26 protein-coding genes, 1 pseudogene and 1 other annotated feature are annotated in these 23,828 nt (G+C 33.2%); of the genes and pseudogenes, 20 read left to right on the top strand and 7 right to left on the bottom strand.

The features are described from left to right. The first annotated feature begins 166 nt into the window (after nt 1-166). From BM077_RS00170 to ileS, 16 genes and pseudogenes are all read left to right on the top strand, one after another. Entirely contained in the window at nt 167-877 is a 711-nt protein-coding gene (locus tag BM077_RS00170; protein WP_089746897.1) for a response regulator transcription factor, read from the top strand. A 127-nt stretch (nt 878-1,004) separates the two neighbouring features. Continuing rightward, the gene (locus BM077_RS00165; protein ID WP_089746895.1) at nt 1,005-1,937 is read left to right on the top strand and encodes a PstS family phosphate ABC transporter substrate-binding protein; all 933 of its coding nucleotides are present in this window, start codon (nt 1,005-1,007) and stop codon (nt 1,935-1,937) included. A 155-nt stretch (nt 1,938-2,092) separates the two neighbouring features. Next, nucleotides 2,093-2,986: a phosphate ABC transporter permease subunit PstC gene (gene pstC / locus BM077_RS00160; protein WP_089746893.1), complete on the top strand. Its 894-nt coding sequence runs from the start codon at nt 2,093-2,095 to the stop codon at nt 2,984-2,986. After that, nucleotides 2,986-3,837, top strand: coding sequence for a phosphate ABC transporter permease PstA (gene pstA / locus BM077_RS00155; RefSeq protein ID WP_089746891.1), 852 nt, complete (start codon nt 2,986-2,988; stop codon nt 3,835-3,837). The genes pstC and pstA overlap by 1 nt, the downstream gene beginning before the upstream one ends. Before the next feature lie 36 nt (nt 3,838-3,873). Continuing rightward, nucleotides 3,874-4,638: a phosphate ABC transporter ATP-binding protein PstB gene (gene pstB, locus BM077_RS00150; protein ID WP_089746890.1), complete on the top strand. Its 765-nt coding sequence runs from the start codon at nt 3,874-3,876 to the stop codon at nt 4,636-4,638. A 30-nt stretch (nt 4,639-4,668) separates the two neighbouring features. Then, on the top strand, nt 4,669-5,319 hold the full coding sequence (phoU, locus tag BM077_RS00145; protein WP_089746888.1) for a phosphate signaling complex protein PhoU: 651 nt from the start codon (nt 4,669-4,671) through the stop codon (nt 5,317-5,319). 168 nt (nt 5,320-5,487) lie between these two features. Next, nucleotides 5,488-6,450 (top strand): HlyD family efflux transporter periplasmic adaptor subunit, encoded by a 963-nt coding sequence (locus BM077_RS00140; RefSeq protein WP_090003366.1) that lies wholly within the window; start codon nt 5,488-5,490, stop codon nt 6,448-6,450. Between the two features lie 2 nt (nt 6,451-6,452). Next, nucleotides 6,453-7,766: pseudogene (locus BM077_RS14150) on the top strand (PhoH family protein). 118 nt (nt 7,767-7,884) lie between these two features. Then, nucleotides 7,885-8,583 (top strand): YggS family pyridoxal phosphate-dependent enzyme, encoded by a 699-nt coding sequence (locus BM077_RS00130; RefSeq protein ID WP_089746880.1) that lies wholly within the window; start codon nt 7,885-7,887, stop codon nt 8,581-8,583. 64 nt (nt 8,584-8,647) lie between these two features. Then, entirely contained in the window at nt 8,648-9,454 is an 807-nt protein-coding gene (proC, locus tag BM077_RS00125; protein WP_089746877.1) for a pyrroline-5-carboxylate reductase, read from the top strand. 20 nt (nt 9,455-9,474) lie between these two features. Then, complete coding sequence (locus tag BM077_RS00120) at nt 9,475-9,753, top strand: YggT family protein (protein ID WP_089746875.1); 279 nt, start codon at nt 9,475-9,477, stop codon at nt 9,751-9,753. Nucleotides 9,754-9,789: 36 nt separating this feature from the next. Next, nucleotides 9,790-10,578, top strand: coding sequence for a YlmH family RNA-binding protein (locus tag BM077_RS00115; protein WP_089746872.1), 789 nt, complete (start codon nt 9,790-9,792; stop codon nt 10,576-10,578). A 30-nt stretch (nt 10,579-10,608) separates the two neighbouring features. Further along, nucleotides 10,609-11,223, top strand: coding sequence for a DivIVA domain-containing protein (locus BM077_RS00110; protein ID WP_089746870.1), 615 nt, complete (start codon nt 10,609-10,611; stop codon nt 11,221-11,223). 20 nt (nt 11,224-11,243) lie between these two features. Continuing rightward, entirely contained in the window at nt 11,244-11,489 is a 246-nt protein-coding gene (locus tag BM077_RS00105) for a TM1266 family iron-only hydrogenase system putative regulator (RefSeq protein WP_089746868.1), read from the top strand. 24 nt (nt 11,490-11,513) lie between these two features. Next, complete coding sequence (locus tag BM077_RS00100; protein WP_089746866.1) at nt 11,514-12,218, top strand: 5'-methylthioadenosine/adenosylhomocysteine nucleosidase; 705 nt, start codon at nt 11,514-11,516, stop codon at nt 12,216-12,218. 123 nt (nt 12,219-12,341) lie between these two features. Further along, nucleotides 12,342-12,595 (top strand) — a binding site (T-box leader). Between the two features lie 62 nt (nt 12,596-12,657). After that, nucleotides 12,658-15,444 carry an isoleucine--tRNA ligase gene (gene ileS / locus BM077_RS00095; RefSeq protein ID WP_089746864.1) on the top strand — a complete coding sequence of 929 codons (2,787 nt, stop codon included), beginning with the start codon at nt 12,658-12,660 and terminating at the stop codon, nt 15,442-15,444. A gap of 543 nt (nt 15,445-15,987) precedes the next feature. Here ileS and BM077_RS00090 read toward each other — a convergent pair. Together BM077_RS00090 and BM077_RS00085 are read right to left on the bottom strand one after the other, a co-directional pair. Further along, the gene (locus tag BM077_RS00090) at nt 15,988-16,203 is read right to left on the bottom strand and encodes a hypothetical protein (protein ID WP_089746863.1); all 216 of its coding nucleotides are present in this window, start codon (nt 16,201-16,203) and stop codon (nt 15,988-15,990) included. A 22-nt stretch (nt 16,204-16,225) separates the two neighbouring features. Continuing rightward, nucleotides 16,226-16,417: a hypothetical protein gene (locus tag BM077_RS00085; RefSeq protein WP_089746861.1), complete on the bottom strand. Its 192-nt coding sequence runs from the start codon at nt 16,415-16,417 to the stop codon at nt 16,226-16,228. 262 nt (nt 16,418-16,679) lie between these two features. Between BM077_RS00085 and BM077_RS13635 the strand changes: the two genes are divergently transcribed. After that, nucleotides 16,680-16,826: a hypothetical protein gene (locus tag BM077_RS13635; RefSeq protein ID WP_176941561.1), complete on the top strand. Its 147-nt coding sequence runs from the start codon at nt 16,680-16,682 to the stop codon at nt 16,824-16,826. A 24-nt stretch (nt 16,827-16,850) separates the two neighbouring features. Next, on the top strand, nt 16,851-17,111 hold the full coding sequence (locus BM077_RS00080) for a hypothetical protein (protein WP_089746858.1): 261 nt from the start codon (nt 16,851-16,853) through the stop codon (nt 17,109-17,111). A 335-nt stretch (nt 17,112-17,446) separates the two neighbouring features. Here the strand turns inward: BM077_RS00080 and BM077_RS00075 are convergent, their stop codons facing one another. Beyond that, on the bottom strand, nt 17,447-17,665 hold the full coding sequence (locus tag BM077_RS00075) for a ferritin family protein (protein ID WP_176941560.1): 219 nt from the start codon (nt 17,663-17,665) through the stop codon (nt 17,447-17,449). A 78-nt stretch (nt 17,666-17,743) separates the two neighbouring features. Continuing rightward, nucleotides 17,744-18,397, bottom strand: a complete 654-nt coding sequence (locus BM077_RS00070) for a hypothetical protein (protein WP_089746854.1) — start codon at nt 18,395-18,397, stop codon at nt 17,744-17,746. A 125-nt stretch (nt 18,398-18,522) separates the two neighbouring features. On the opposite strand from BM077_RS00070, the gene BM077_RS00065 reads away from it, so the two are divergent. After that, nucleotides 18,523-19,674, top strand: a complete 1,152-nt coding sequence (locus BM077_RS00065; RefSeq protein ID WP_089746853.1) for a S8 family peptidase — start codon at nt 18,523-18,525, stop codon at nt 19,672-19,674. Nucleotides 19,675-19,734: 60 nt separating this feature from the next. Here BM077_RS00065 and BM077_RS00060 read toward each other — a convergent pair whose 3' ends face one another. Continuing rightward, nucleotides 19,735-20,304: a hypothetical protein gene (locus tag BM077_RS00060; RefSeq protein WP_089746851.1), complete on the bottom strand. Its 570-nt coding sequence runs from the start codon at nt 20,302-20,304 to the stop codon at nt 19,735-19,737. A gap of 424 nt (nt 20,305-20,728) precedes the next feature. Here BM077_RS00060 and BM077_RS00055 point away from each other — a divergent pair, with 424 nt between their 5' ends. After that, nucleotides 20,729-21,367 (top strand): hypothetical protein, encoded by a 639-nt coding sequence (locus tag BM077_RS00055; protein ID WP_089746849.1) that lies wholly within the window; start codon nt 20,729-20,731, stop codon nt 21,365-21,367. 23 nt (nt 21,368-21,390) lie between these two features. Here the strand turns inward: BM077_RS00055 and BM077_RS00050 are convergent, their stop codons facing one another. Both BM077_RS00050 and BM077_RS13630 read right to left on the bottom strand, forming a co-directional pair. Then, nucleotides 21,391-21,999, bottom strand: a complete 609-nt coding sequence (locus BM077_RS00050; protein WP_089746847.1) for a hypothetical protein — start codon at nt 21,997-21,999, stop codon at nt 21,391-21,393. A gap of 75 nt (nt 22,000-22,074) precedes the next feature. Continuing rightward, nucleotides 22,075-22,668, bottom strand: coding sequence for an HD-GYP domain-containing protein (locus BM077_RS13630; RefSeq protein ID WP_255361521.1), 594 nt, complete (start codon nt 22,666-22,668; stop codon nt 22,075-22,077). Nucleotides 22,669-23,828 lie beyond the last annotated feature (1,160 nt).

The following is a 23,828-nucleotide window of genomic DNA, read 5'->3' as shown; positions in this document are numbered from 1 at the left end:
TTACTTCCCTCCCTGAGGTTAAATAGATTGGTAGGCCCAGCTATCAATAGATAGGCTGGGTTTATCTATGTCTTAAAATTTTAACGGAATATTAACATTTATCTAAAGTTTTTGTAACATAAATATGAGATAATTCTATTAAGAAGTAGGTAGGGAGGTTAAATAGATGAGTGAAGAAAAAATTCTAGTAGTAGATGATGAAGAGAATATTTTGGAATTAATTAAATATAATTTAACTCAAGATGGATATCAAGTCTCTTTAGCTTCTGATGGGCAGCAGGTTCTAGAAAAGTTAAAAGAAGGTCTTCCTGATTTAATTATTTTAGATATTATGTTACCGGGATTAGATGGGTTTGAAATTTGTAGACTTTTACAAGACAAGAATCTGATACAAAAGGTTCCAATTGTATTTTTGAGTGCTAAGACTGAAATAGAGAATAAAGTACGAGGGTTAGAATTAGGAGCTACAGATTACTTAACTAAACCTTTTAGCCCGCGGGAATTAACTTCTAGAGTTCGAGCAATCTTTAGGAGATTAGATTTAAATAATTCAGTACTTAAGGGGTCTTTTATTGAGTACGGAAGATTAACTTTAGATTTAGAAGGGTATAGGGTCTTAATCGATGAACAAGAAGTAGAGATGACAAATAAAGAGTTTAGTCTACTGACTTATTTAATTAATAAATTAGGTAAAGCATGCTCAAGAGATGAATTGTTAGCAAAAATTTGGGGTTATGAGACTTTAAGTAGTATTCGGACAGTGGACGTTCATATTAGAATGCTGCGTAAAAAGTTTAACAATTATGATATTAAAGCGTTAACAATTGAGACTGTACGAGGTGTCGGTTATAAATTAATTTATAACCGGGAAGGATAATTAAAGCTTAAGTCGACATTTGTTAACATAAATTTAACATTCTTGTAATATAGCTTTAACATTTGCTTGTTATAATAAAAGTGGATACAGATGTGACTTAATTAACAAAATTTTAGGAGGTTGGATAATGGGAAGGTTACTTAACAAAAGAGCAATTATTTTAGTAAGTATTTTAACAATGGCAGGTCTATTTCTCGTAGGTTGTGGGGGAGCTCAAAACCAGGGAGAAGGACAGCAAGGTTATGTACAAGTTAAGGGTTCTGATACAATGGTTAATATGGTACAAGTCTTAGCAGAAGAGTATATGGCACAAAATGAAGGAGTCTCTCTTTCTGTAACCGGAGGAGGATCCGGAACAGGAATTGCAGCTTTAATTAATGATAAAGTAGATATTGCTAACTCTTCACGAGTGATGAAAGAAGAAGAGATTAAACAGGCAGAAGCAAATGGAGTAGATGTTAAACGATTTGTAGTTGCTATGGATGGATTATCAGTTATCGTTCATGAAAGTAATCCAGTAGAAAATCTAACGGTTGACCAGATTGGTGATATTTTCAAAGGTGAAATTACTAATTGGAAAGAGGTTGGAGGGCTAGATAAAGAGATATCTCTTTATGGGCGTCAAAGCAACTCTGGAACATTTGTTTATTTTAGAAATAATGTATTAAAAGGTGATTATTCTGCTAATATGAAGCGTATGAATGGTAACGCTCAAATTGTAGAAGGAATTAAAGCAGACGAAGCCGGAATCGGTTATGTGGGAATTGGTTATGTAGTAAATGATAATGATAAAGAAATAGAGGGATTAAATATACTTAATGTAGCTAAGGATGCTAATTCAAAGCCAGCTAGTCCTCTTAAGCCAGAAAATGTTAAAACGGGAGATTATCCACTAGCTAGACCGTTAAATCAATATACTAATGGAGTACCAACAGGACAAGAATTAGAATTTATTAAGTATGAGTTAAGTGATGAAGGACAAGCAATTGCCGTTGAACAGGGTTTCTATCCTGTAAGTCCTAAGTTTAAAAAGATTAATGAGAAAAATTTAGGTAAGTAAGTTGCTATTTAGCTAATACATTAATTATAAATATAGTTAAAAATAGAGTAAAATATGAAGATAATAAATAACTGGAGATTCTTAAATTTTATCGAAAATAATCATAAGGAATCTCCGGTTGTTTTTTGGTTAATTTATTGACAGGAGGGTTTTAATTGCAGAAGCGGGGCAAATTGTCGAAGTTTAAAGAAAAGGCTATCGAATGGTTCTTCTTCGGTAACGGTATTCTAGCTATTATAATTTTAATTGGAATCTTTACCTTATTATTAAAAGAAGGATTGCCAACTTTCCAAGAAGTTAGTATTAAAGAGTTCCTAACTTCCACTGATTGGAATCCTACTTCTTATTCTAATCGTAGTTATGGGATTGTAAGCTTGGTTTATAGTACTTTATTAGTGACTGTTGGTTCTTTAATATTTGCGGTACCGCTAGGAATAGCTTGTGCTGCTTATTTAGCAGAGGTGGCTCATCCTAGAATGAGAGAAATTCTAAAGCCGACTGTTGAGATATTAGCGGGAATTCCATCGGTAGTTATTGGGTTTTTAGGAATTGTTTTAGTTGGACCAATGATTGCTAAGGTTTTTAATTTAAGTAATGGTCTTAATGCAATTAATGGTTCGATTTTATTAGGTGTTATGGCTTTGCCAACGATTATTAGTATTTCTGAAGATGCTATTTCTGCTGTTCCAGAAGAGTATAAACAAGCGTCTTTGGCTTTAGGAACGAATGAGTGGCATACTTTAATTACAGTTACTTTACCCGCGGCTTTATCAGGAATTATAGCAGCAGTTATGTTAGGAATGGGACGAGCTATTGGTGAAACGATGGCGGTTTTAATGGCTACAGGAAATGCACCAGCTTTTCCAGAAAGCATCTTTGATTCTGTGAGAACTATGACAGCTACTATAGCTGTTGAATTAGGAGAGGTTCCTTATAATACTACTCACTACTATTCTTTATTTGCGATTGGATTAGTACTATTCTTAATGACTTTCGTAGTGAATTTAATCTCTGATTTAGTTCTCCATAAGTATGGGGAGGGTGAATAATGGAATCTAGTAATCTTAAACAGAAGATAGGTTTTAATATATTACGGTTATCAATGTTAGTAATCCTACTAATTTTAGGTGTTATTCTATATGATATTATTAGTAAAGGGATTGGAGTAATTAACTGGCAGTTTATTACTGCCGCACCTAAGAATGGAATGACAGAGGGTGGTATTTGGCCAGCAATTGTTGGAACGTTTTATGTAACAGTAATCACAGCGGTAGTTGCAGTTCCTTTAGGAGTCTTTGCAGCTATTTATTTAAATGAATATGCTAGACAAGGAAAGATAACGAGATTAATTCGGATGGCTATTCGAAATTTAGCTGGGGTACCATCGATTGTATATGGTCTATTTGGCTTGGCTTTATTTGTTAATGTATTAGGTTTTGGAACTTCTATCTTATCGGCTGGTTTAACTTTAGGCTTAATGACTTTACCAGTAACTATCACAGCTAGTGAAGAGGCATTAAAGGCAGTGCCTAATTCTTATCGCCATGGTTCTTTAGCTTTAGGAGTTTCTAAGTGGCATAGTATTCGGACTAATGTCTTGCCGTATGCGATTCCAGGAATCTTGACCGGTACTATTTTAGGCTTAGCAAGGGCAGCAGGAGAAACGGCACCGATCTTATTTACAGGGGCAGCCTTCTTCTTACCGTTTTTGCCACAGTCACTTTCTAGTCAGTTTATGGCTTTGCCGTATCACTTATATATTATGTCAACTCAGCACCATGATATAGCTAAGGTGAGACCTTTAGCTTATGGGACTGCTTTAGTCTTGATAGTTTTAGTATTATCTATGAATCTAATCGCTATATTGTTGCGTTCTTGGTTAAGAAAGAAGAATAAATAACTTATTATTTTTAATTGGGAGCAGGAGGTAGAAAGAATGACTAACAGTACACATAAGATTATAGTAGAAGATTTAGACTTTTATTATGATGATTTTCAAGCATTAGAGAAAGTTTCTCTAAAAGCACCAGCTAATCAGGTAACTGCTTTAATTGGGCCTTCTGGTTGTGGGAAATCGACTTTTTTACGGACACTAAATCGTATGAACGACTTAATTGAGGGTACACAGGTAGAGGGGAAAGTATTAATCGATAACGAAGATATATACCAAGATGATTTAGATGTAGTTAGTCTTCGTAAGCGAGTAGGGATGGTCTTTCAAGATCCTAACCCATTTCCAAAGTCTATCTATGACAATGTGGCTTATGGACCTAAAGCTCATGGAATAAAAGATAAAGATAAGCTAGATGATATTGTGGAAAAGAGTTTAAAGAGAGCGGCTTTATGGGATGAAGTTCATGATAGATTGGATAAATCGGCAATTGGGATTTCTGGTGGTCAGCAACAGAGGTTATGTATCGCTAGAGCTTTAGCAGTTAATCCTGATGTTATTTTGATGGATGAGCCTACTTCAGCCTTAGATCCAGTGGCTACTGCAAAGATTGAAGAGTTAGTTGAAGAGTTAAAGGAGAATTATACAATTATAATTGTGACCCATAGTATGCAGCAAGCAGCAAGAATTTCAGATTATACAGCCTTTTTCTTAACTGGGGAAATAGTAGAAGCAGGACCGACTGAAAAAATCTTTGAAAGACCTGAGGATCAAAGGACAGAAGATTATATTACTGGACGGTTTGGATAATTTATAAATGAAGAGAGGAGTGGAGAGTAGATGGTAAGAAAAAACTTTGATCAAGAGCTAGAGAAGCTTAATCAAGAACTATTAAAGATGGGTAGTATGGTAGAAGAAGCAATTCATAAGGCAGTTACTTCGTTAGCAGAGAGTGATGTAGAGTTAGCTAAAGAAGTAAAAGAAAATGATGATGCGATTGATGATTTTGAAGTTGATATCGAAAAAAAATGTATTAGACTAATTGCTTTACAGCAACCGGTAGCTAAAGATCTTAGAACTATTGGGATGATTTCTAAAATAATTACTGATTTAGAACGAATGGGTGATTATGCTTATAATATTGCTCGTATTACTACAGAGATAGCCAATGAGCCGTTAATTAAACCATTAGTAGATATTCCACGGATGACTAAGATTACACAAGAGATGGTACGAGAGTGTTTGGATGCGTTTGTTAATTTAGATATAGAGAAAGCTAAAGAAGTAGCAGCAATGGATGAAGAAGTAGATAGGATTAATGACCAGATTTTAAGGGAACTATTAACTTATATGATGGAGGATGCTTCAACAATTACTCAGGCTACTCGTCTGATGTTTGCTGGTAGATATTTAGAAAGAATTGCTGACCATGCTACTAATATCTGTGAACGAATTGTGTATATGGTAACAGGGGAAAGAGTTAGCTTATAATTAAATAGAGATTTAAACACTAAACCTCCTAAATATTTAGGAGGTTTAGTGGCTATTATAAAGGAATTTAGTTACTGTATATAGAATGTTACACATATAGGCTATTGATGCTATATAATAATGAATAGCTTCTATTATTAATGTGTTGTTAAGAGGAATGATTAAGTAATGACAATGAATTCAATGCAGAGACAGAAGAGGAGACGGAAGCGGGATAGATCTTCTAAATCTAAGAATAAGAAAAATAAAAACTTTAAATTTACTAAAGGTATAATTATCTTTATTCTTATTATTTTTGCTTTATCATTTTTGTTTAATCTGTTCATTCATACTACCAGTAAAACGGTATTAACTGAATATGGTCAGGTTACAAAGTCATTAGAAGGAGAAGGATTATTTATCAGGGATGAAACGACAGTGATTACCCCTATATCTGGTCTATTAAAGATTGAAGTGCCTGAAGGTAAAAAAGTTAAAGCTAGTACTTTGGTAGCTAAAGTAGAGAATAATAATCGAGAATATAAATTATATAATCACGAAAGTGGTTTGATTAGTTACTATGTAGATGGTTTAGAATCAACTTTAAATCCTAAAGAATTGGAACAATTAACTTATAGATATTTTCAAAAGATACGATATAAAATTAATCAAGTTCAGAATGGAGATAAATTAAATAGTGGTAGACCAGTATTTAAAGTAATCAATAATTTTTCCTTATATCTAGTAATGCCTATTTCTAAAACTAAGACTTATTTATTTGAATCTGGTATGGGGGTTAATTTTAAATTGACTGAATACAGCAATAATAAATTTAATGCTCATGTGAAGGAGATTATTACCAGTCAAGATAAGAATTTATTAGTTTTACAGGTTAAAAAGTTTATACCTCTCTTTGCTAAATTACGTAAAATAGATGTAAAATTAATTCGTTCTTCATATAATGGTATTGTAGTTCCTGTTTCAGCACTAGTCAACAAGAATTCTAAAACAGGTGTTTTAGTCAGTAAGAATGATACTTTCACATTTAATGAAGTAAAGGTTTTAAGTAAGAACCAAGAAAGAGCTATAGTAAAAGGAATAAGCTTAGGAGTTAAAGTTCTTAAGGAACCTAAAGAAAAGATGGGAGGCTAACTATGAAAAAGACTTATGTTTTAGATACTAATGTTTTGCTTCATGACCCTACAGCTATCTTTGCCTTTGATGATAATCATGTTATAATTCCGATTGTAGTTATAGAGGAGATAGACTCACAGAAGAAAAGACAGGACTCAGTAGGGAGAAATGCTCGTTAAGTTTCTCGTTATCTAGATGATTTAAGAGATAAAGGGAAGCTTTATGAAGGTGTTGCTTTAGAAAAAGGTGGCACGCTTAGAGTAGAGTTAAATCATCAAGATGGAGACTTGCTTCCTTTAGGTTTAGATAAGAAAAAACCTGATAATCGAATTTTAGCTACAGCTATTGGGTTAAGTCGTGATCCTGAAATAGAGAAGCCTGTAATATTAGTAACTAAAGATATTAATATGCGTGTTAAATCAGATGCTTTAGGGTTAGAAGCTGAAGATTATGAAACTAACAAAGTAAATATTGATGAATTATATGTTGGCTTAACTAATTTAAAGGTTGATTCTAAACTAATAGATAAGTTATATTCTGAGAAAGAAATAAATTTAGAACAAGATTTTTATCCTAATGAGTTTATATTGTTAGAAGATAATTTAGGTAGTTCTCAGTCAGCATTATGTAGATATGACGATAAAAGCGGTGTAGTTAAACCTTTAATCTTTCAGAAGCCAGAGTGCTGGGGAATTAAGCCTAGAAATAAGGAGCAACAATGTGCTTTTGATCTGTTATTAAATGATGAGATTAAGTTAATTACTTTGGTGGGTAAAGCAGGAACAGGGAAGACATTATTAGCATTGGCAGCAGGTTTAGAGAAGGTTGTAGAGGAGAAATCGTTTAAGAGATTATTAGTAACTAGACCAATTGTACCAATGGGTAATGATCTAGGTTATTTACCAGGAGATAAAGATGAAAAACTACGACCTTGGATGCAACCAATCTTTGATAATATGGAGTTCTTAGTTGGGGGGCAAAGAGATGAAGATGCCTCTGATATAATTCAAGATTTACAAGATATGAATCTAATAGAGATGGAGGCCTTAACCTATATTAGAGGGCGAAGTATTCCACAGCAATTTATTATAGTTGATGAGGCTCAAAATTTAACTCCTCATGAGATTAAGACAATCATAACTCGAGTAGGAGAGGATACTAAGATAATCTTAACTGGGGATCCTTATCAGATTGATCATCCTTATTTAGATAGTAATAGCAATGGCTTGACCTACTTAGTAGAACGATTTAAAGAAGAGAAGATTGCTGGTCACATCACACTGCATAAAGGAGAACGTTCTACTTTAGCAGAGTTGGCGGCATCAGTTTTATAGATTTTTTAAGGAATACAGCCTTGGGGTTGTGTTCCTTTTTTAATCATTAAAGAGAGAATAAAAGAAGAAGGATAGTTAATCTATATCACGAATTTAATAAAGTAAGGAGGTTTGTAATATGTCTGAAATAGTTGAGGACTTACAACAAGTAAAGCATAATATTGCGGTAGCAGCAAAGCGAGCAGGTCGTGATAGTGATGAAGTAAAATTAGTGGCTGTTACTAAGACACGAGGTTTAGGAGAGATTAATGAAGTTGTAGATGCGGGGATAATCAATTTAGGAGAGAATAGGGTCCAAGAGATGCAGGATAAATATGGAGAAGTAAGTTCGAGAGTTAATTGGCATATGATTGGCCATTTACAGCGTAATAAGGTTAAGTATATTATGCGTATGGATAGATGTAATTTGATTCATTCGGTTGATAGTCTACGGTTAGCTAAGGAAATTAATAAGCGGGCTGGTAAGAATGGTCGAGTTATGAATATTTTAGTGCAGATTAATGTTGCTGGAGATGATAATAAGTTTGGCTTAAAACCGGAAGAGACGATCGAATATTTAGAGAAGGTTTCAAGTTTCGAAAATATTAAGGTTAAAGGGCTAATGACCATGGTTCCTTATGTAGAGGATACTGAAGAAGTGCGTCCTTATTTTAGAAAGTTAAAGAAGTTATTTGATAGAGCTAAGGAAGAGGTGATTCCTAATATTGAGATGGAAGAACTTTCTATGGGAATTACTAATGATTATGAAGTAGCAATAGAAGAAGGGGCAACTATAGTTAGAATCGGTTCAGCTATCTTTGGTCCGCGGCAATATTAAGAGAGATTGATGTATTCGGTAATAAACTGTAGTTAATAATAGAGAGTATGAGGTGAGATGATAGATGGCTGAAGTGAAGATAGGATTTATTGGCGCTGGGGCGATGGCGGAGGCTTTAATTAGTGGTTTGATTGCTAGTGGTAAGTTGAGTCAAGATGAGATTATTGCTAGCGATATTTCTGAAGGAAGAAGAAATTTACTAAATGAAGAATATGAAATTAAGGTAACAGATGATAATCTTCAGGTAATAAAAGAGAGTAATTATATCTTTTTAGCGGTTAAACCACAGATAATAGATGAAGTGTTAGCAGAAGTTAGTGATTCTATTACTGAAATACAGAAGGTGGTCTCTATTGCTGCGGGAGTAAGTACGATTAAGATTGAAGAAGCAATTGAAGCTAAGCAGGTACCAGTAGTACGGGTGATGCCTAATACGCCTGCTTTAGTTAATGAAGGAGCTATTGCTTATGCTCTAGGAAGTTATGCTAAAGACGAATTAGGAATCGAGATAGAATCACTTTTAAGTCCGATTGGAAGTGTAGTTCAGGTTAAAGAAAAGTTAATGGATGCTGTAACTGGATTGAGTGGTAGTGGTCCAGCTTATATATTATTGGTACTTGAAGCTTTAGTAGCTGGTGGGGTCAAGATGGGGCTTGCTCAAAAAGAAGCTAAAGAATTAGCAACTCAGACTCTACTTGGTACTGCTAAATTGGCTGCGGAAAGCGATCAACATCTAGCCGCTTTAAGAGACCAGGTTACCTCACCGGCTGGGACTACGGTAGAGGGATTATATGAATTAGAAAAGAATGGAGTACGAACTGGACTAATAGAAGCAGTAATTGCTGCCACAGAGAGATCAAAAGAGTTATAACTGAGAGAAGGAGTGGTTTAATGTACTTGTTAATTAGGTTGATTGATATGGCGTTTACGGTCTATAACTATATTTTAATTGCTAGGGTTGTGGCTTCATGGGTGCAGCCACCAACTCACCATAAGACAGCTCGAAAGATTTTGCGATTCATCTATGAGATGACAGAACCAGTATTAGGACCGATTCGAAGAATGTTGCCTACTAGTGGTATGGGAATTGACCTTTCACCGATCGTTGCTTTCATAGCTTTAAGTATTATTCATAGCTCAGTAATTAATATCTTAGTTAGACTACTTTAATATATTAATTCTGTTTTAGACTTTGGAGGGATTTCTTTGTTTGACCGAGAGAAATTGATGTCACATATAGAAGATGAAGAAGAAGAGATAACTTTGGCTAGTGCTTTAGATAAAGCGGAGTATGCTTTAAGGAGACATGAACCTACTTTTACTAACTTTTTAAATCCATATCAACGAAGTTTGTTAATACCACTGTTAGATCAGATTTATGACTTAAAGTATCATTCTTATGGTGGTTTTAAACAATCAGAACGTAAAAGGGTTGGGTTAATGCCGGACTACTATATGTTAGAGATAGTAGAGGAACCGCTTGTCTATTTAGAAATAAGCGGTAATTTTGATTTTGTTTCAGTTAGCCACCGTGATTTTTTAGGGGCCATCTTAGGAACGGGAATTAAAAGGGAGATGGTTGGTGATCTGGTAGTCAATAAGAATGGCTGTCAAGTCATTGTTGCTGAAGAGATTAAGGATTATTTAATGTTAAATTTCAAACGAGTACACCAAGTGCCAGTGCAAATTGAAGAGATTACTGCTGAAGAATTAGATGTAGAGCCAGAAAGGGTAAAAGAGTTAAAGAGTACTGTAGCATCTTTAAGATTAGATTCAGTAGCTAGTTCTGGTTTCTGTACTTCGCGAACTAAGATGGCAAAGAAGATTAAGTCGGGTAAGGTAAAGTTGAATTGGAAAGTGGAGACAGACCCAGCACAGATGGTTGATATGGATGATATCATTTCTATTCGCGGCCAAGGCAGGGTAGAGATAGATGAAAGGTTAGGAAAATCAAATAAAGGTAGGATTAAGTTAATATTAAAACGATTTATTTAGTTCGAGGAGTAAAAACAGGAGGTGCTAGATATGGAAGATTTAATGACTCCATTAGATATCTATAATAAGGAGTTTAATAAAACTTTTTCTGTTTGGTCGTATAATGTGGATGAAGTAGACGAATTTTTAGATTTAGTTGGTGAGGCCTATGAGTATATATATTTAGAAAATGAAGAGTTAAATAAAGAATTAACTGAGTTAAAAGAACGGTTGCGAGATTATAAAGAAAGAGAAGAAACATTAAGTAAGACGATAGATACAGTTAAAACTACGGCTGATAATCAGCAACAGAATGCTAAACAGGAAGCTGAAGCCATAATCAGAAATGCTCAATCTAAAGCAGAATTAATCATTGAAAAAGCAGAGGTGCAAGCTGAAAAAGTTCTGAAAGAAGCAGATAAACAGATAGCAGAGAAAAGAAGAGAGTATAAAAACTTAATAGAACATGAGCAGTTATTTACTATTAAGTTTAAGACTCTTTTAAATACTTATTTAACAATGCTAGAAGATAAAGAAGATATGGATGATTTAAAAGAAGAATTTAATGAAGAATTTGAAGCAAATCTAAAAGAAGATTTGGATGAAGATGATTTGCAGACTCTTAAGTTTAGTCAAGAAGAGGTTGCGACTATTGAAGAAGCTTAGATGGGATAGGAGGAGATGGCATGGAAAATAGAATAGCAGTAGTAGGTATTTTAATTGAAGAAAGAGAAGAGATTGCCCATCAGGTAAATGATATCTTAGCAGAACATGGAGAGATTATTGTAGGAAGGATGGGAGTGCCCTATAAGGAGAAAGGGGTCAGTATTATTTCTTTAATTGTAGATGGAACTAATGACCAACTTGGTTCTTTGGCTGGAAAGTTAGGGAATCTGTCTGGGGTTAAGGTTAAATCTGCAGTTACAGCGTAAAAATATAGTTGGAGAGTGGTAGAGATGAAGATTGGTATTATTGGTGCTATGGACGTTGAGATTGAACTATTAAAAGAGGATTTAGAATTAGAGAATACAGTTGAGAAGGTTAATATGAAGTTTTATGAAGGAAGATTAAATAATAAAGATGTAGTCTTAGTTAGAAGTGGTATTGGCAAGGTGAACGCAGCTCTTTGTGCTCAGATATTAATTGATAATTTTGCAGTAGATAAGGTTATCTTTACTGGAGTAGCAGGGGCTATAGATGAAGATTTAGATGTAGGCGATATCGTAGTTTCTACTGATGCTATCCAACATGATCTTGATGCTTCGGTAATAGGCCATGAATTAGGTGAAGTACCTAATATGGATAAGATAGTCTTTGCAGCCGATGAAGAATTAATTCTTTTAGCCGCAGAGGCAGGAAAGAAGTTAGTGGCAGATGGTGCTGATATTAAGGTTGTGAAAGGTAGAGTTTTATCTGGAGATCAATTTATTGCGGACTATGAGAAGGTGGCTTGGTTACGAGAAACTTTTGCTGGCTATTGTGCAGAAATGGAAGGAGCAGCGGTAGGACATGCTTGCTTTTTGAATGATACTCCGTTTGTTATTATTCGTTCTATGTCAGATAAGGCTGATGGTAGTGCTGAAGTTGACTATCCTACTTTTATGAAGAAAGCGGCTAATAGATCTTATGAGATAGTTGAGGAAATGCTTCGTAATATTTAGATTATGCTTGAAATTTGATTATTAATCAAATATTTTCTAATTAAGCTTGACGGGGGTACAATATTATATTATAATACGGTATTAGATGAACTATAGTTAAATATGTTAAAATAGATAATAATTTTAACTACGATGACAGAGAAGAGTAAGTAAGCAGGAGATTTTTAGCGAGTCAGGGGCGGTGAAAGCCTGATAATCGAAAGCTTATTGAAGATCATCTCTTAGTAGTCAATCTGAAAAAATATTCAAGTAGGATTGACCGGTTGACAGCCGTTATCTGTTTTAGAGATAGAGATATTAATTGTTAGGAGTAATATTAGCAAATTAATATTTCTAAAATAGGGTGGTATCGTGAGGTAAAAAACCTTGCCCCTGACCAGGGGCAAGGTTTTTTTAGTTTTAAGTTTATATTTATATTAATTTGGAGGTGCAGAAGTTAATGGATTATAAGGAAACATTGAATTTACCACAGACTGAATTTCCTATGCGTGCTAACTTATCAGAACGGGAAGAGGATTTTCAGCAATTTTGGAGAGAGAATGAGGTTTATGAAACAGCACTTAAGAAAAGAGAGGGAGCAGAAAAGTTTATATTACATGATGGGCCACCGTATGCTAATGGAGATATTCATATTGGTCACGCTTTAAACAAGATTTTGAAGGATATTGTGACTCGTTACAAAACTTTACAAGGTTATCAATCGCCATATATTCCTGGTTGGGACACTCACGGGTTACCGATTGAACACCAAGTTACTAAGGAGTTAGGAGCAAAGCGAAAAGAGTTAAGTACTGCCGAATTGAGAGAGCAGTGTGAGGAGTATGCGTTAAAGTATGTAGATAGACAGAAGGAACAGTTTAAGCGGTTAGGTATCTGGGGGGATTGGGATAATCCTTATATTACTCTTAAACCAGAGTATGAGGCAAAACAGATTGAAGTATTTGGTGAAATGATTAAGAAGGGTTACCTATATAAAGGATTAAAACCAGTACATTGGTGTCCGGACTGTGGTACTGCTTTAGCTGAGGCTGAAGTAGAGTATGATGATTCGCGAGGACCTTCTATTTATGTTAAGTTCCCGGTTAAAGAATCCTTTACAATTGGTAGTACTGAATTAACTAATGAAAGAAGTTATGTTGTTATTTGGACTACTACTCCATGGACGATTCCATCTAATATGGCGATTTCGGTGCATCCTGATTTTGAGTATGTAGTAGTTGAAGCAGAAGGAGATTTATTAGTAGTTGCTAAAGAACTATTGGATGAGATGATGGAGACTGTAGGTATTGATGAATATGAAATTATTGAAGAAGTAAAAGGTGAAGATTTAGAAGGATTAGTTACAAATCATCCTTTCTTTGATAGAGAATCACAACTTATTCTAGGAGATCATGTTACATTAGAACAAGGTACTGGTTGTGTGCATACTGCTCCGGGACATGGTCACGAAGACTATGTAATTGGACAGAAATATGATATTCCGGTCTTTGCACCGATGGATGACAACGGAGTCTTTACTGAGGAAGCTGGACCATTTGCTGGTATGTATTATGATGATGCTAATATTAAAGTAACTGAAATGTTAAAAGAAGATAATCTGCTTATGGACTTAAGCTTTATTGATCACTCTTATCCTCACTGCTGGAGATGTAAGAGTCCGGTTATCTTTAGAGCTACTGAACAGTGGTTTGCTTCGGTTGATGCAATTAAAGATGATGCTTTGGAAGCAGTTAAGGACGTAGATTGGTATCCAGAATGGGGAGAAGAACGAATTTCGAATATGATTAGAGATCGTGCTGACTGGTGTATTTCCCGTCAGAAGGTTTGGGGAGTCCCAATTCCGATCTTCTATTGTAAAGATTGTGGAGCAGATTTAGCTACTGCTGAGACATTAGATGTTGTTCGTGACTTATTTGCTGCGGAAGGTTCGAATGCTTGGTTTGAGAAGTCAGCATCTGAAATCTTACCGGAAGGAATATCTTGTGAAGAGTGTGGGGCAGTAGAATTTGAACAAGAATCGGATATTATGGATGTATGGTTCGATTCGGGTGCTAGTCATGCTGCTGTATTAGAGACCTATGATGAGTTAGAGAGACCTGCTGATCTATATTTAGAAGGTACTGATCAGTATCGTGGTTGGTTTAACTCTTCATTATTAACTTCTATTGCTTATAAAGGAGAAGCGCCGTATAAAGCGGTTGTTACTAACGGATTTACTGTTGATGCTAAAGGTAAGAAGATGTCTAAGTCGGTTGGGAATGTGGTATCTCCACATGAAGTAATCGATCAGTTTGGTGCTGATATTTTAAGGTTATGGGTAGCTTCTTCTAACTTTAAAGAAGATGTAAGAATTTCTGATAAGATTTTAAAGCAGAATTCAGAAGTTTATCGACGAGTTAGAAATACCTTTAGATATATCTTAGGTAATTTAGAAGACTTTAATCCAATCGATCATTCGGTTGCTTATGATGACTTATTTGAGATTGATAAGTGGGCGCTACACAAACTACAGAAATTAGTAGATGAGGTTACTAATGCTTATGATGAATATGAATATCATAAATTATATCATCTAGTTCATAACTTCTGTGCTGTAGAGATGAGTGCTTTTTATTTAGATGTATTGAAAGATAGATTATATACTTCGGGTACTAAGTCTAAGATTAGAAGAGCAGCACAATCAACTATGTATGAAATCTTTACTACATTGGTCAAGCTTTTAGCTCCAGTCTTAGTGCATACAGCTGAGGAAGCGTGGCAGCACTTACCAGAAGTTGGTAAAGAAGCAGCGAGTGTATTCTTAACGGAATGGCCAGAGATTACTGAAGATTATTTAGATGAAGAATTAGAAGCTAAGTGGGATAGATTATTAGCAATTAGAAAGGATGTCTCTAAAGCATTAGAGCTAGCTAGAAGTGAGAAAGTTGTGGGACATTCTCTAGATGCAGCGGTAGAGATCTATTCGTCAGAGAAAATTTATGACTTCTTAGCTCAATTTGAGAATCTATCTGATCTGTTCATTGTTTCTAAGGTTGAATTATTTCAACAAGAAGATGATGTAGGAGAAGATGCTTATTCTGGAGAAGAGACTGCTATTAAAGTAGTAGTTAAGCCAGCACCAGGTAAAAAGTGTGAACGGTGCTGGAAATATAGAGAGAGTGTTGGAGAAGATGAGGAACACTCTGAAATTTGCGCTGAATGTTTAGAAGTAGTAAATACTATGTAATGAAAATAGAATGAACAATTAATTTAAGCCTTATCTGTTATAGATTTTGTAACAGATAGGGCTTTTTTAATCTCCCCCTATTGATATTAAGCTATAAATAAATTAGGGGGAGATTATTAGTCTTGATTATTTATTATTTCAAATAAGATGATAATTATTAATGCAAAAGCACCAAATCCGAATACACTATTTATGTTGGATATATTTGCTTGTAAGTCTAAGTTTAAGGATTTATTTTTCATAATTTCGTTTTTATTATTAATCAAAATTAGATTTCACTCCTCTCAATAATTTTTAATAGAATATAAAGAAGGATAATTTAAAACAAAAATAATCAAGGCTATAATAGAGTAGCCTTGATTATTCTGATTAAGTCCTAATTCTTTTTATTTTAAATTTAAGGTTGTAAGATTCCATCAAGAGCTTCAAATAAGAATTGGATGATGAATATAGTGATGATTAGATTAATTAAGTTTTCAAGAGAAGTTGGTGTTTGCTGAGAGATATTAGGCATAAGAATCACCTCGCTTTTGCTTTAAGTTTCTATAACTCTGATAGGTCTATATCATTTTGTTCGGCTAATAAGCATATTAATTCTTCTAACTCCTTAGGGTTTGCATGATTAATTCCGCCGGCGGATTCGATTTTATCTATAATCGTTGTAAATACTTTAATATTTTCTTCTGATAATGCACCTTCAAAGTTATTAATAAGAAACTTAATATCATTTAGAGAATTAGGTTTTGGGATCCCATTCATAACTATTTATTAACCTCCTTAGTTACTCTTCGGAAGAAGTTGAGAACATTCCACCGAAGATTCCATTACCACTTCCACCTCCAAAGATTCCATCTCCACCACCTAAAGCAGAGAATAAGAACTGAATTATAAAGATGGTAACGATTACATCAATAAGCCCAGTAAGACCAGTTTCTTGAGAAACATTAGCATCTTGGTTAGATAAGTTTAACATTCTAAGTTATGCCTCCTTTCATTATTCATAATTCTAATAAAAGATTTAATTTAAGTAATCACAAAGGTGTATTTCTTAATATGTGATTTGTAGTTATATTATGTTCTTACCGTTGCAAGTGTGAAGAATTTCTGCAAATAATAACTTTTTGATTATATTTTGGTCGTATAAATTTTATTAACTATATTAGTTTAGCTACATATAATATTTTATAAAGGAATAATTTTAATAAAAAAGAACATTTTTAAACGAGGTGATTAAATTGGTAACTATACCAGAGAGAACGGTAGCTGAGGCTTTTGCTAATTTAGCTACTGAAGTTATAGATGAAGTGGTTTTTTTAGAATCTATTAAAGAACTTAATCCAGATGTAAGGACTTTATCCAATATTAACCCTAAAAATAAATAGAATCTAAGCTTAGGAGGGATCAAAATGTCAGATGATCAGTTTAAAGATGAGAGTATAATGCCTTCAATGACTAGTGATTTTAATCTCTTAGCTCAAAGCTTCTCTTCTTTAACTAATTCTTACCGTCTTTTTGTTGGTGCTGCTGAAGAGCTGACTAGAACGCCATCGGTTTCTGAGGAGACTATTAATGCTGCTATAGCAAGAAGCTCTCGTTTAGGTAATATTTTAGATATATTACTTCTTCTTCAACTAATATCTATTATGGATAATTTAGGGGATAATTGAGGTGAACGTTCACATTTTTGCAAGGTTATACATATTATATTATGATATTACTTTTCTTGTAATTAAGGAAAGGAGGGTTGAATATGGCGGGAATCTCTCAGCAAACTTCTTTAGGTAACCTTATTAACTTAATTATTACTATCTTTATTATTCAGTTCTTATTTGAAGCACTTGAAGGTATTTTAACTCCACCAACAGTTTAAAGATGTGGCTAGCAAAAAATATTATACAAACTATAAAAACGTTCTCTCTACCTTTATGACTAGAGAGAACGTTTTTATAGTTGATCTAAAATATCTCTTAAATATCGTTCAAGTTCCTCTTCTAATTCCTCGTCAAAAGGCTAAGAATTCTGCTACGTGATGTTTTTCATCGTTAGCCACTTCTAAAAAGAGTTCTTGTGCTTCAAAATTATCGGTTATTCTAGCGTATCTTTCATATTGGTTAATAGCTTCTAACTCTCCACAGATACTTAACCGTAATATTTCACGTAAATTTAAATTATTATTTCCGTTTCCGGAATATAATTGTATATTATTTTTTCTTTTATACAAGGGGGACACCTCTAATACTTGTTTTATAATTCATTCTATTAATTAATTGAGAAGTTTGTGTAAATGGAGTTTTATGTTTTAATCATTAGTTCTAGATTTATTCAATAAGATTTGCATTATTACTTGCATTAAGATGTTATTTGGTGAGGATTCATTTGATTTGGAGTTAGTAGAGGTTAAGGATTTTAAAATTAGTTGGTTAAAGTTATTCTGATTATTATTTTCTTTATTAGATTTAGGTAAAGAGTTTGCTTTATATTTAGGGTTGTGGGATTTTGAGGATTTATAATTTCTTTTTGAAATTTTATTTTTAAGGGCTAATAACTGCTCTACACTATTTACTAGTTCTTCTATATTATTAGCAACTTTTCTTAATTCGGGGGTTAAATTTTTTAGATTATAACATGTTTGCATAATTGCGCTTGGTTTAAAGATTTTTTCTTGTGAATATTTTTCTTTCTTAGCTTTGTTAGTATTTTGGGGGCTGATTTTATTAAGGTTATCTTTAGATTTAGTTTTAGCTATAGGCTCTTTTTTAGAAGAATCATCGGTTAGAGTCTTAGTTGGTGAATCATCTTTTGGGAATTTCTTATTTAGTTCTTTCTTTTCTTTATTTCGAATTTTAAGAGAGGAAGAATCATGTTGGTTATGATATTTTTCACGCCATTTTTTAAATTTAGACTTTCTAAATTTAACTTTTGACCTGCCTTTTTTAAATTCATCAGAAACCATATATTGCACCTCCTTGCTGTAATTCTATGTCTATATTTTTTGTTATATGTTCTATCAATAAATTCCCATTTTAGCAATAGATTACATAGTATATATTAGATTAGGGATTTAAGGAGGTAAAGTTTATGAATATAGGCAAACTTTTAGAATTAATTTTAGCGACAAACTTATTAAAGCAATTACAACCTAATCGGGGCAAGGATGATGTTGTGGATGAAAGTATTACTCAATATATTATTTTTGCTGATGAAAAGATTGATGAAAGTAAATTTAAACAGCAGATAGAAAAGAGAGGAGGAAGGCTAATAAAGAAATTAAATTTAGTTAATGGATATGTATGTCAATTTCAAGAAGATAGAGATACGGTTAACCTCCAATCAATTTCTGAAATTGAAAGAGTGGATGAAGATGTAGTTTTAAAAGTTAGTTCTTCCGAGGATAGAATACCTTGGGGCTTACAAGCGACTAGTGCGTTAGAGGCTTGGGAGTTCTTTCGTAAAGTAAAAGTAGGTGTTATTGATACAGGAGTTGATTTAGACCATTATGACCTTATGCCTGTGCATAATGGAATCAATGTGATTAATTCTAGACGGTTACCCTATGATTTTCATGGACATGGAACTCATGTTTCAGGAACTATAGGAGGTAGGAAGAATGGTAAAGGGGTATTAGGAATACTGCCAGACGTTGAACTTTATCCTATTAAAGCTTTTGATAGGAGAGGTAATGGTCGTTTGTCTTCAATTGTTGAAGGGATAGAGTGGAGTATTGATAATGATATCCAAATTTTAAATATGAGTTTTGGAACTACCGAAGATAATTCTACTTTGAAAGATGCGATTGCTAAAGCCTATGAAGCAGGGATTACAATGATAGCAGCCGCAGGGAATAATAGTAATAATAAAATAGATTTTCCGGCAAAATATCCAGAAGTGATAGCGGTAGGTGCCATAGATAAGAGTAAAGAAGTAGCTGACTTTAGTAACTATGGTGAAGAGCTAGATATTTTGGCTCCAGGAGTTAATATACTATCTACTTGGCGTAATAATAGATTAAGAACTCTTGATGGCACATCAATGGCTACAGCTCATGTGACTGGAATTGTTGCTTTAATGCTTAGCGTTTTTAAAGGGCTGACTCCTAAAGAAATTAAAAAATTATTATTAGAGGGTGCTTCCCCTTTATCCTCGGTAGCAAAAGAGAAGCAGGGAGCTGGTTTAGTAGATGTGTTGAAGACAATGCAGTTAGCTCAGAAGATAGTTAATAAAAGAGATTAAATAACAAAGGCGGTAAGGTTAAGTTGAAATTGACCTTACCGCAAAACTCATAATTTAATATTAATCATTATTAGGCATTAATTGTTTTAATAATGATTGCATTACTACTTGCATTAATATGTTATTTAGAGATGATTTATCTAGGCTTCCAGATTGTGAAATTAAGGATTGTAGATTCGAATTATTATTTTGCTTAGAATTATTCTCTTTTTTAGTTGAATTATCAGAGCTAACTTTTAATTTATCTCTTATTTCTTGTTGAGAATAAGGTGTAGCATCTTTATTAGCGAGTTGAATCATTGGCTCTACAGTATCTACCAATTGGTCGAGATCATCAGCAAAGGTACGTAACATACAAGCAGTATCTTTTAGACTAGAGCAGGTTGAAATTACAGGACTAATATGGGCTTTTTTATTATTTGCTTCTTCATCATTAATATCTTCCTTATCTGTCTCATTTTCATTTAGTTCTTCAGGTAGGTTGATTTTATCATCTGTATCATTATCTTTCTCTTTTTTAATTTGTTCTGTTTGATTTGATTTTTCGTTTGGTTCCGTTGTAGATTCTAATCCATCATCTATAGAGGTATCTTTATTAGAAGAACCTTTGTTGTTTAGTCTTTCTTTCATAAAAATAATCCCTCCTTTTTGAAATTTTATTCATTAATCTTAATTTCTATGTTTTACTTCTTTAAGTATTCACATTTTTTTGTTAAGCACATATTATATTGTGATATTACTTAATTTGGGTAATCAATTAATGAAAGGTGGTGACATATTATGGCGGGTATCTCTCAAGAAACTTCTCTTGGCAACCTTATCAATCTAATCATTACTATCTTTATCATCCAATTCTTGTTTGAAGCTCTTGGAGGTGTGTTAACTCCACCTGAAGTCTAAAATTATAAGAGCTTTCTAATTTAATACATTAAAATGTTCTGCCTGTTATCACTCTTAGTTGAGTGTCAGGGAGAACATTTTTTTGTTGAATAAAAAAGAGTGTTGATAGTTAAATTAATAGTAATTAATCTATTCTAACAGGGAGTTTTAAATAATGTTAACAGATTGGATAGATATATTAGAGAAGTTCAATATCGGACCAACTTTAAGTTTAATTGCTATCGCTCTATCGGTAATTGCCGCTTTTTTATCGGTTCATGAGACGAAAAAGAGTCGAAAAGCACAACTGAGGCCTTGTTTATATATTATAGGAGTAGATCCCAAAGTAGAAGCTAGAAGTGAAGAAAATGATATATTCATTCATAGACCATCAGTAAATTTGAGTATGGATGATTCAAATTTAGATTCACAAAGATCGATTGCAGAACCTTTGAAGTTATTTATCAAGAATGTAGGAAGTAGACCAGCTTTAAATATTAGATTAATATCATTTGGAGAAGTACCATTTGATTTAAAAGGTGAGAGTCAGTTTGAAAATCATTGGTTTGCGTTAGCACCACAAGAATCAGCTATCTTTGAAATTAATTTATATTATCAAGAAGAATTAGATTTAGAAGATGAAGTACCGATCAAATTCATCTTTCAAGATGTTGACGGTACTTCCTATGAGGCAAAGGTAACTGCTAGTATTAAACAGTCTTCGAAAGAATCAAAATATATATTACGGGTTATTAGAAGACTCCCTAATAAAAGGTGGAGGAATAGAATTTTTAGTCGTATTAAAAGTAGATAGATATTTGAAAATAATAGAATACTTTAAATCAAATTACTAAATTGCCGATTTAAAGCCTTTAAACAGGCTTTCCCTGTAGCTAAAGGAAGGTTATGATCGACATACGAAGCTCCTACTAAACGTTGTTGGTTACCAAATTTACCACCTTGATGTAAGATGATTTGTACGATGATTAATTCGTCATTAAGACCAGTAGTAAAGATATTCTCAATACGTAACTTTCCTTTGAAGTTTATATAACGTTCTAGAATTCTTAATATCCCTTCGGCAGCTATAAACTTTAACTCAGCTTCAGTTTCACCTTGGATATCTTCTTCAATTAAGTTATCATTAATCTTTAATTTGAAATGACAGGTAGGTGAATTATTCTCTTTATAGATAGAGATCAGTTCAACTCTATTTTTAGCTTGGTCAGGACTACCATTATTAATTTGAGCAATACTTATCTTTTTATGATCTATCTTTTCATCGACATTAACTAAAGTTATTGTCTCTATATCACGAACAATGCGTTTAGGTTTTCTACTTTTGCTAGCTACAATATGTATTTCATCAATTTCATCTTTTCCAGTAACTTTACATGAGATCACTCCATCTAACTCTTCAATTTCTTTTTCTATTTTATCAAACATTGAGTTTCCTCCTCTATTATTTTGAATATTATCTGCTAAATTAATATAATCTTAACCTCAGTCTTAACTGTAGCCTCAATTAAAATTAACGGCTACATCATATTCTTCTTCATATTTCTTAATATTATCTTTAAATATATAATCAAATTCTCCTGCTTTAATTAAGTTAATCATTAACTTGCTAATTTGAGGGTCAAACTGAGTACCAGAGCATTCTTTAAATTCGGCGAGTACTTTTTCTTTGGTCATCGGTGGTTTATAGAGTCGACCGTTAGTCATAACTTCAAAAGCATCACAAGTAGCTAAGATTCTAGCACCTAGAGGGATATCTTTGCCTATAAGCCCTTCGGGATATCCTTTTCCATCATAGTGTTCATGATGATAACGGATAAGGTCTAGGTTACTACTTATTAACTCGATATCTTGTAATAGTTCATAGCCATAGTTAGAATGACCCTTCATCTTCTCATACTGATCATCAGTTAAATGTCCGGTAGCTTTTAAAATAGAATCGGGGATACATATCTTTCCGATATCATGGATCTTAGCCATCTGTACAATTTGATTAGTTTTCGAAGGCTTTAACTGCATCTGTCGACACACGATTTCTGCATATTCAGAAACTCGTTCACAATGTTTCTTGGTATAGTTATCTTTGGAGTCAATCACTTTCAAAAAGCTTTCTATAATTTGTGTGTAATGATTTAGCCGTTTAATATGAGCGTATAATATGTCTTTGCTAAAGTAGATAAGGACTATTCCTAAGATTAGGAAGCTTTGTCCTAGGTTGATGTATGTATAATAGAATAATAGTCCAAGAAAATATACAATGGGTATGTTTTTTGTTAATTTAAGAAAGTATAATAAAACTGAGAAGTCTTGATTATAGTTTTCAATTAACATAACTAAAAATACTGAACCATTATTAATTACAAAAAATATTACATTAGCAATTAATAATGGTAAGAAAAAATAAGGAGTGGATAAAAAAGATTTAGTTATTTCAAAGGTTAGGGCAGCACATCCTGTTGCTAGAAAAAAGATTGTTTGATTAAAAATAAATTTATACCATACAAAATTATTTTTAAGTTTGGTAATTGGAATCGTACCTATTAGGGTAACTAAACTCGACCAAAATGGACCTAAAATTATAATAGCGGGAATTATTATTGGAATTCCAATTTGAGTAGTTATTTTATTGCTTGTATTTATAAAAACACTTAGATTACTAAGTATGAATAATGTTAATGCAAAAAATATAAATTTACTAATAGATAGTGGTTGTTGATTAAATTTATATAAAAAAACAAAGGAAAGAATGAACAATACGTATTCTAAGGTTAAAAATAATTTTAATCTTAATTTCATTTGAGGTCCCCCCTTTGTTAAAAATATCTGGTGGCAGAGTCTATTTATCTGTTACCATCTACTCAGGCTAGCAAATGTAGACAAACTAGAAAGAATAGTAAATAAACCTGTTAAAATAGCAATCCATAACTTTTTCATAACTTTTCAGCCTCCTTCGTTGTTTATTTCTAGGCTGAAACAAACGAAGGTAGGCTAAGCTCGAATTTTTTAAGCTAGTCTTCTGTTAAAACTTGCCACCAGATATCCTCTCATATATAAATATAATTGTACATGTTTTAGTGATTTACCTGCTTAAATAGAAGAGAATATGTTAAATATAAGTAAAAATATGGTGAAATATTTCACGATTTGAAGTTGAGGGCAATTTATAGTTGACAGTTGACAGTTGACAGTTGACAGTTGACAGTTGATAGTTGACAGTTGATAGTTGATAGTTGATAGTTGATAGTTGATAGTTGATA

It is taken from the genome of Candidatus Frackibacter sp. WG13, assembly GCF_900114655.1.
Classification (GTDB): Bacteria; Bacillota; Halanaerobiia; order Halobacteroidales; family Acetohalobiaceae; genus Frackibacter.
This window is presented reverse-complemented; position numbering and strand designations above follow the sequence as displayed.

What these genes read in the sequence shown, in the direction of transcription:
- BM077_RS00170 (WP_089746897.1), top strand. Translation starts at nt 167, where the DNA reads ATGAGTGAAGAAAAAATTCTAGTAGTAGATGATGAAGAGAATATTTTG.
- BM077_RS00165 (WP_089746895.1), top strand. Translation starts at nt 1,005, where the DNA reads ATGGGAAGGTTACTTAACAAAAGAGCAATTATTTTAGTAAGTATTTTA.
- pstA (WP_089746891.1), top strand. Translation starts at nt 2,986, where the DNA reads ATGGAATCTAGTAATCTTAAACAGAAGATAGGTTTTAATATATTACGG.
- pstB (WP_089746890.1), top strand. Translation starts at nt 3,874, where the DNA reads ATGACTAACAGTACACATAAGATTATAGTAGAAGATTTAGACTTTTAT.
- phoU (WP_089746888.1), top strand. Translation starts at nt 4,669, where the DNA reads ATGGTAAGAAAAAACTTTGATCAAGAGCTAGAGAAGCTTAATCAAGAA.
- BM077_RS00140 (WP_090003366.1), top strand. Translation starts at nt 5,488, where the DNA reads ATGACAATGAATTCAATGCAGAGACAGAAGAGGAGACGGAAGCGGGAT.
- BM077_RS00130 (WP_089746880.1), top strand. Translation starts at nt 7,885, where the DNA reads ATGTCTGAAATAGTTGAGGACTTACAACAAGTAAAGCATAATATTGCG.
- proC (WP_089746877.1), top strand. Translation starts at nt 8,648, where the DNA reads ATGGCTGAAGTGAAGATAGGATTTATTGGCGCTGGGGCGATGGCGGAG.
- BM077_RS00120 (WP_089746875.1), top strand. Translation starts at nt 9,475, where the DNA reads ATGTACTTGTTAATTAGGTTGATTGATATGGCGTTTACGGTCTATAAC.
- BM077_RS00110 (WP_089746870.1), top strand. Translation starts at nt 10,609, where the DNA reads ATGGAAGATTTAATGACTCCATTAGATATCTATAATAAGGAGTTTAAT.
- BM077_RS00105 (WP_089746868.1), top strand. Translation starts at nt 11,244, where the DNA reads ATGGAAAATAGAATAGCAGTAGTAGGTATTTTAATTGAAGAAAGAGAA.
- BM077_RS00100 (WP_089746866.1), top strand. Translation starts at nt 11,514, where the DNA reads ATGAAGATTGGTATTATTGGTGCTATGGACGTTGAGATTGAACTATTA.
- ileS (WP_089746864.1), top strand. Translation starts at nt 12,658, where the DNA reads ATGGATTATAAGGAAACATTGAATTTACCACAGACTGAATTTCCTATG.
- BM077_RS00090 (WP_089746863.1), bottom strand. Translation starts at nt 16,203, where the DNA reads ATGAATGGGATCCCAAAACCTAATTCTCTAAATGATATTAAGTTTCTT.
- BM077_RS00085 (WP_089746861.1), bottom strand. Translation starts at nt 16,417, where the DNA reads ATGTTAAACTTATCTAACCAAGATGCTAATGTTTCTCAAGAAACTGGT.
- BM077_RS00080 (WP_089746858.1), top strand. Translation starts at nt 16,851, where the DNA reads ATGTCAGATGATCAGTTTAAAGATGAGAGTATAATGCCTTCAATGACT.
- BM077_RS00070 (WP_089746854.1), bottom strand. Translation starts at nt 18,397, where the DNA reads ATGGTTTCTGATGAATTTAAAAAAGGCAGGTCAAAAGTTAAATTTAGA.
- BM077_RS00065 (WP_089746853.1), top strand. Translation starts at nt 18,523, where the DNA reads ATGAATATAGGCAAACTTTTAGAATTAATTTTAGCGACAAACTTATTA.
- BM077_RS00060 (WP_089746851.1), bottom strand. Translation starts at nt 20,304, where the DNA reads ATGAAAGAAAGACTAAACAACAAAGGTTCTTCTAATAAAGATACCTCT.
- BM077_RS00055 (WP_089746849.1), top strand. Translation starts at nt 20,729, where the DNA reads ATGTTAACAGATTGGATAGATATATTAGAGAAGTTCAATATCGGACCA.
- BM077_RS00050 (WP_089746847.1), bottom strand. Translation starts at nt 21,999, where the DNA reads ATGTTTGATAAAATAGAAAAAGAAATTGAAGAGTTAGATGGAGTGATC.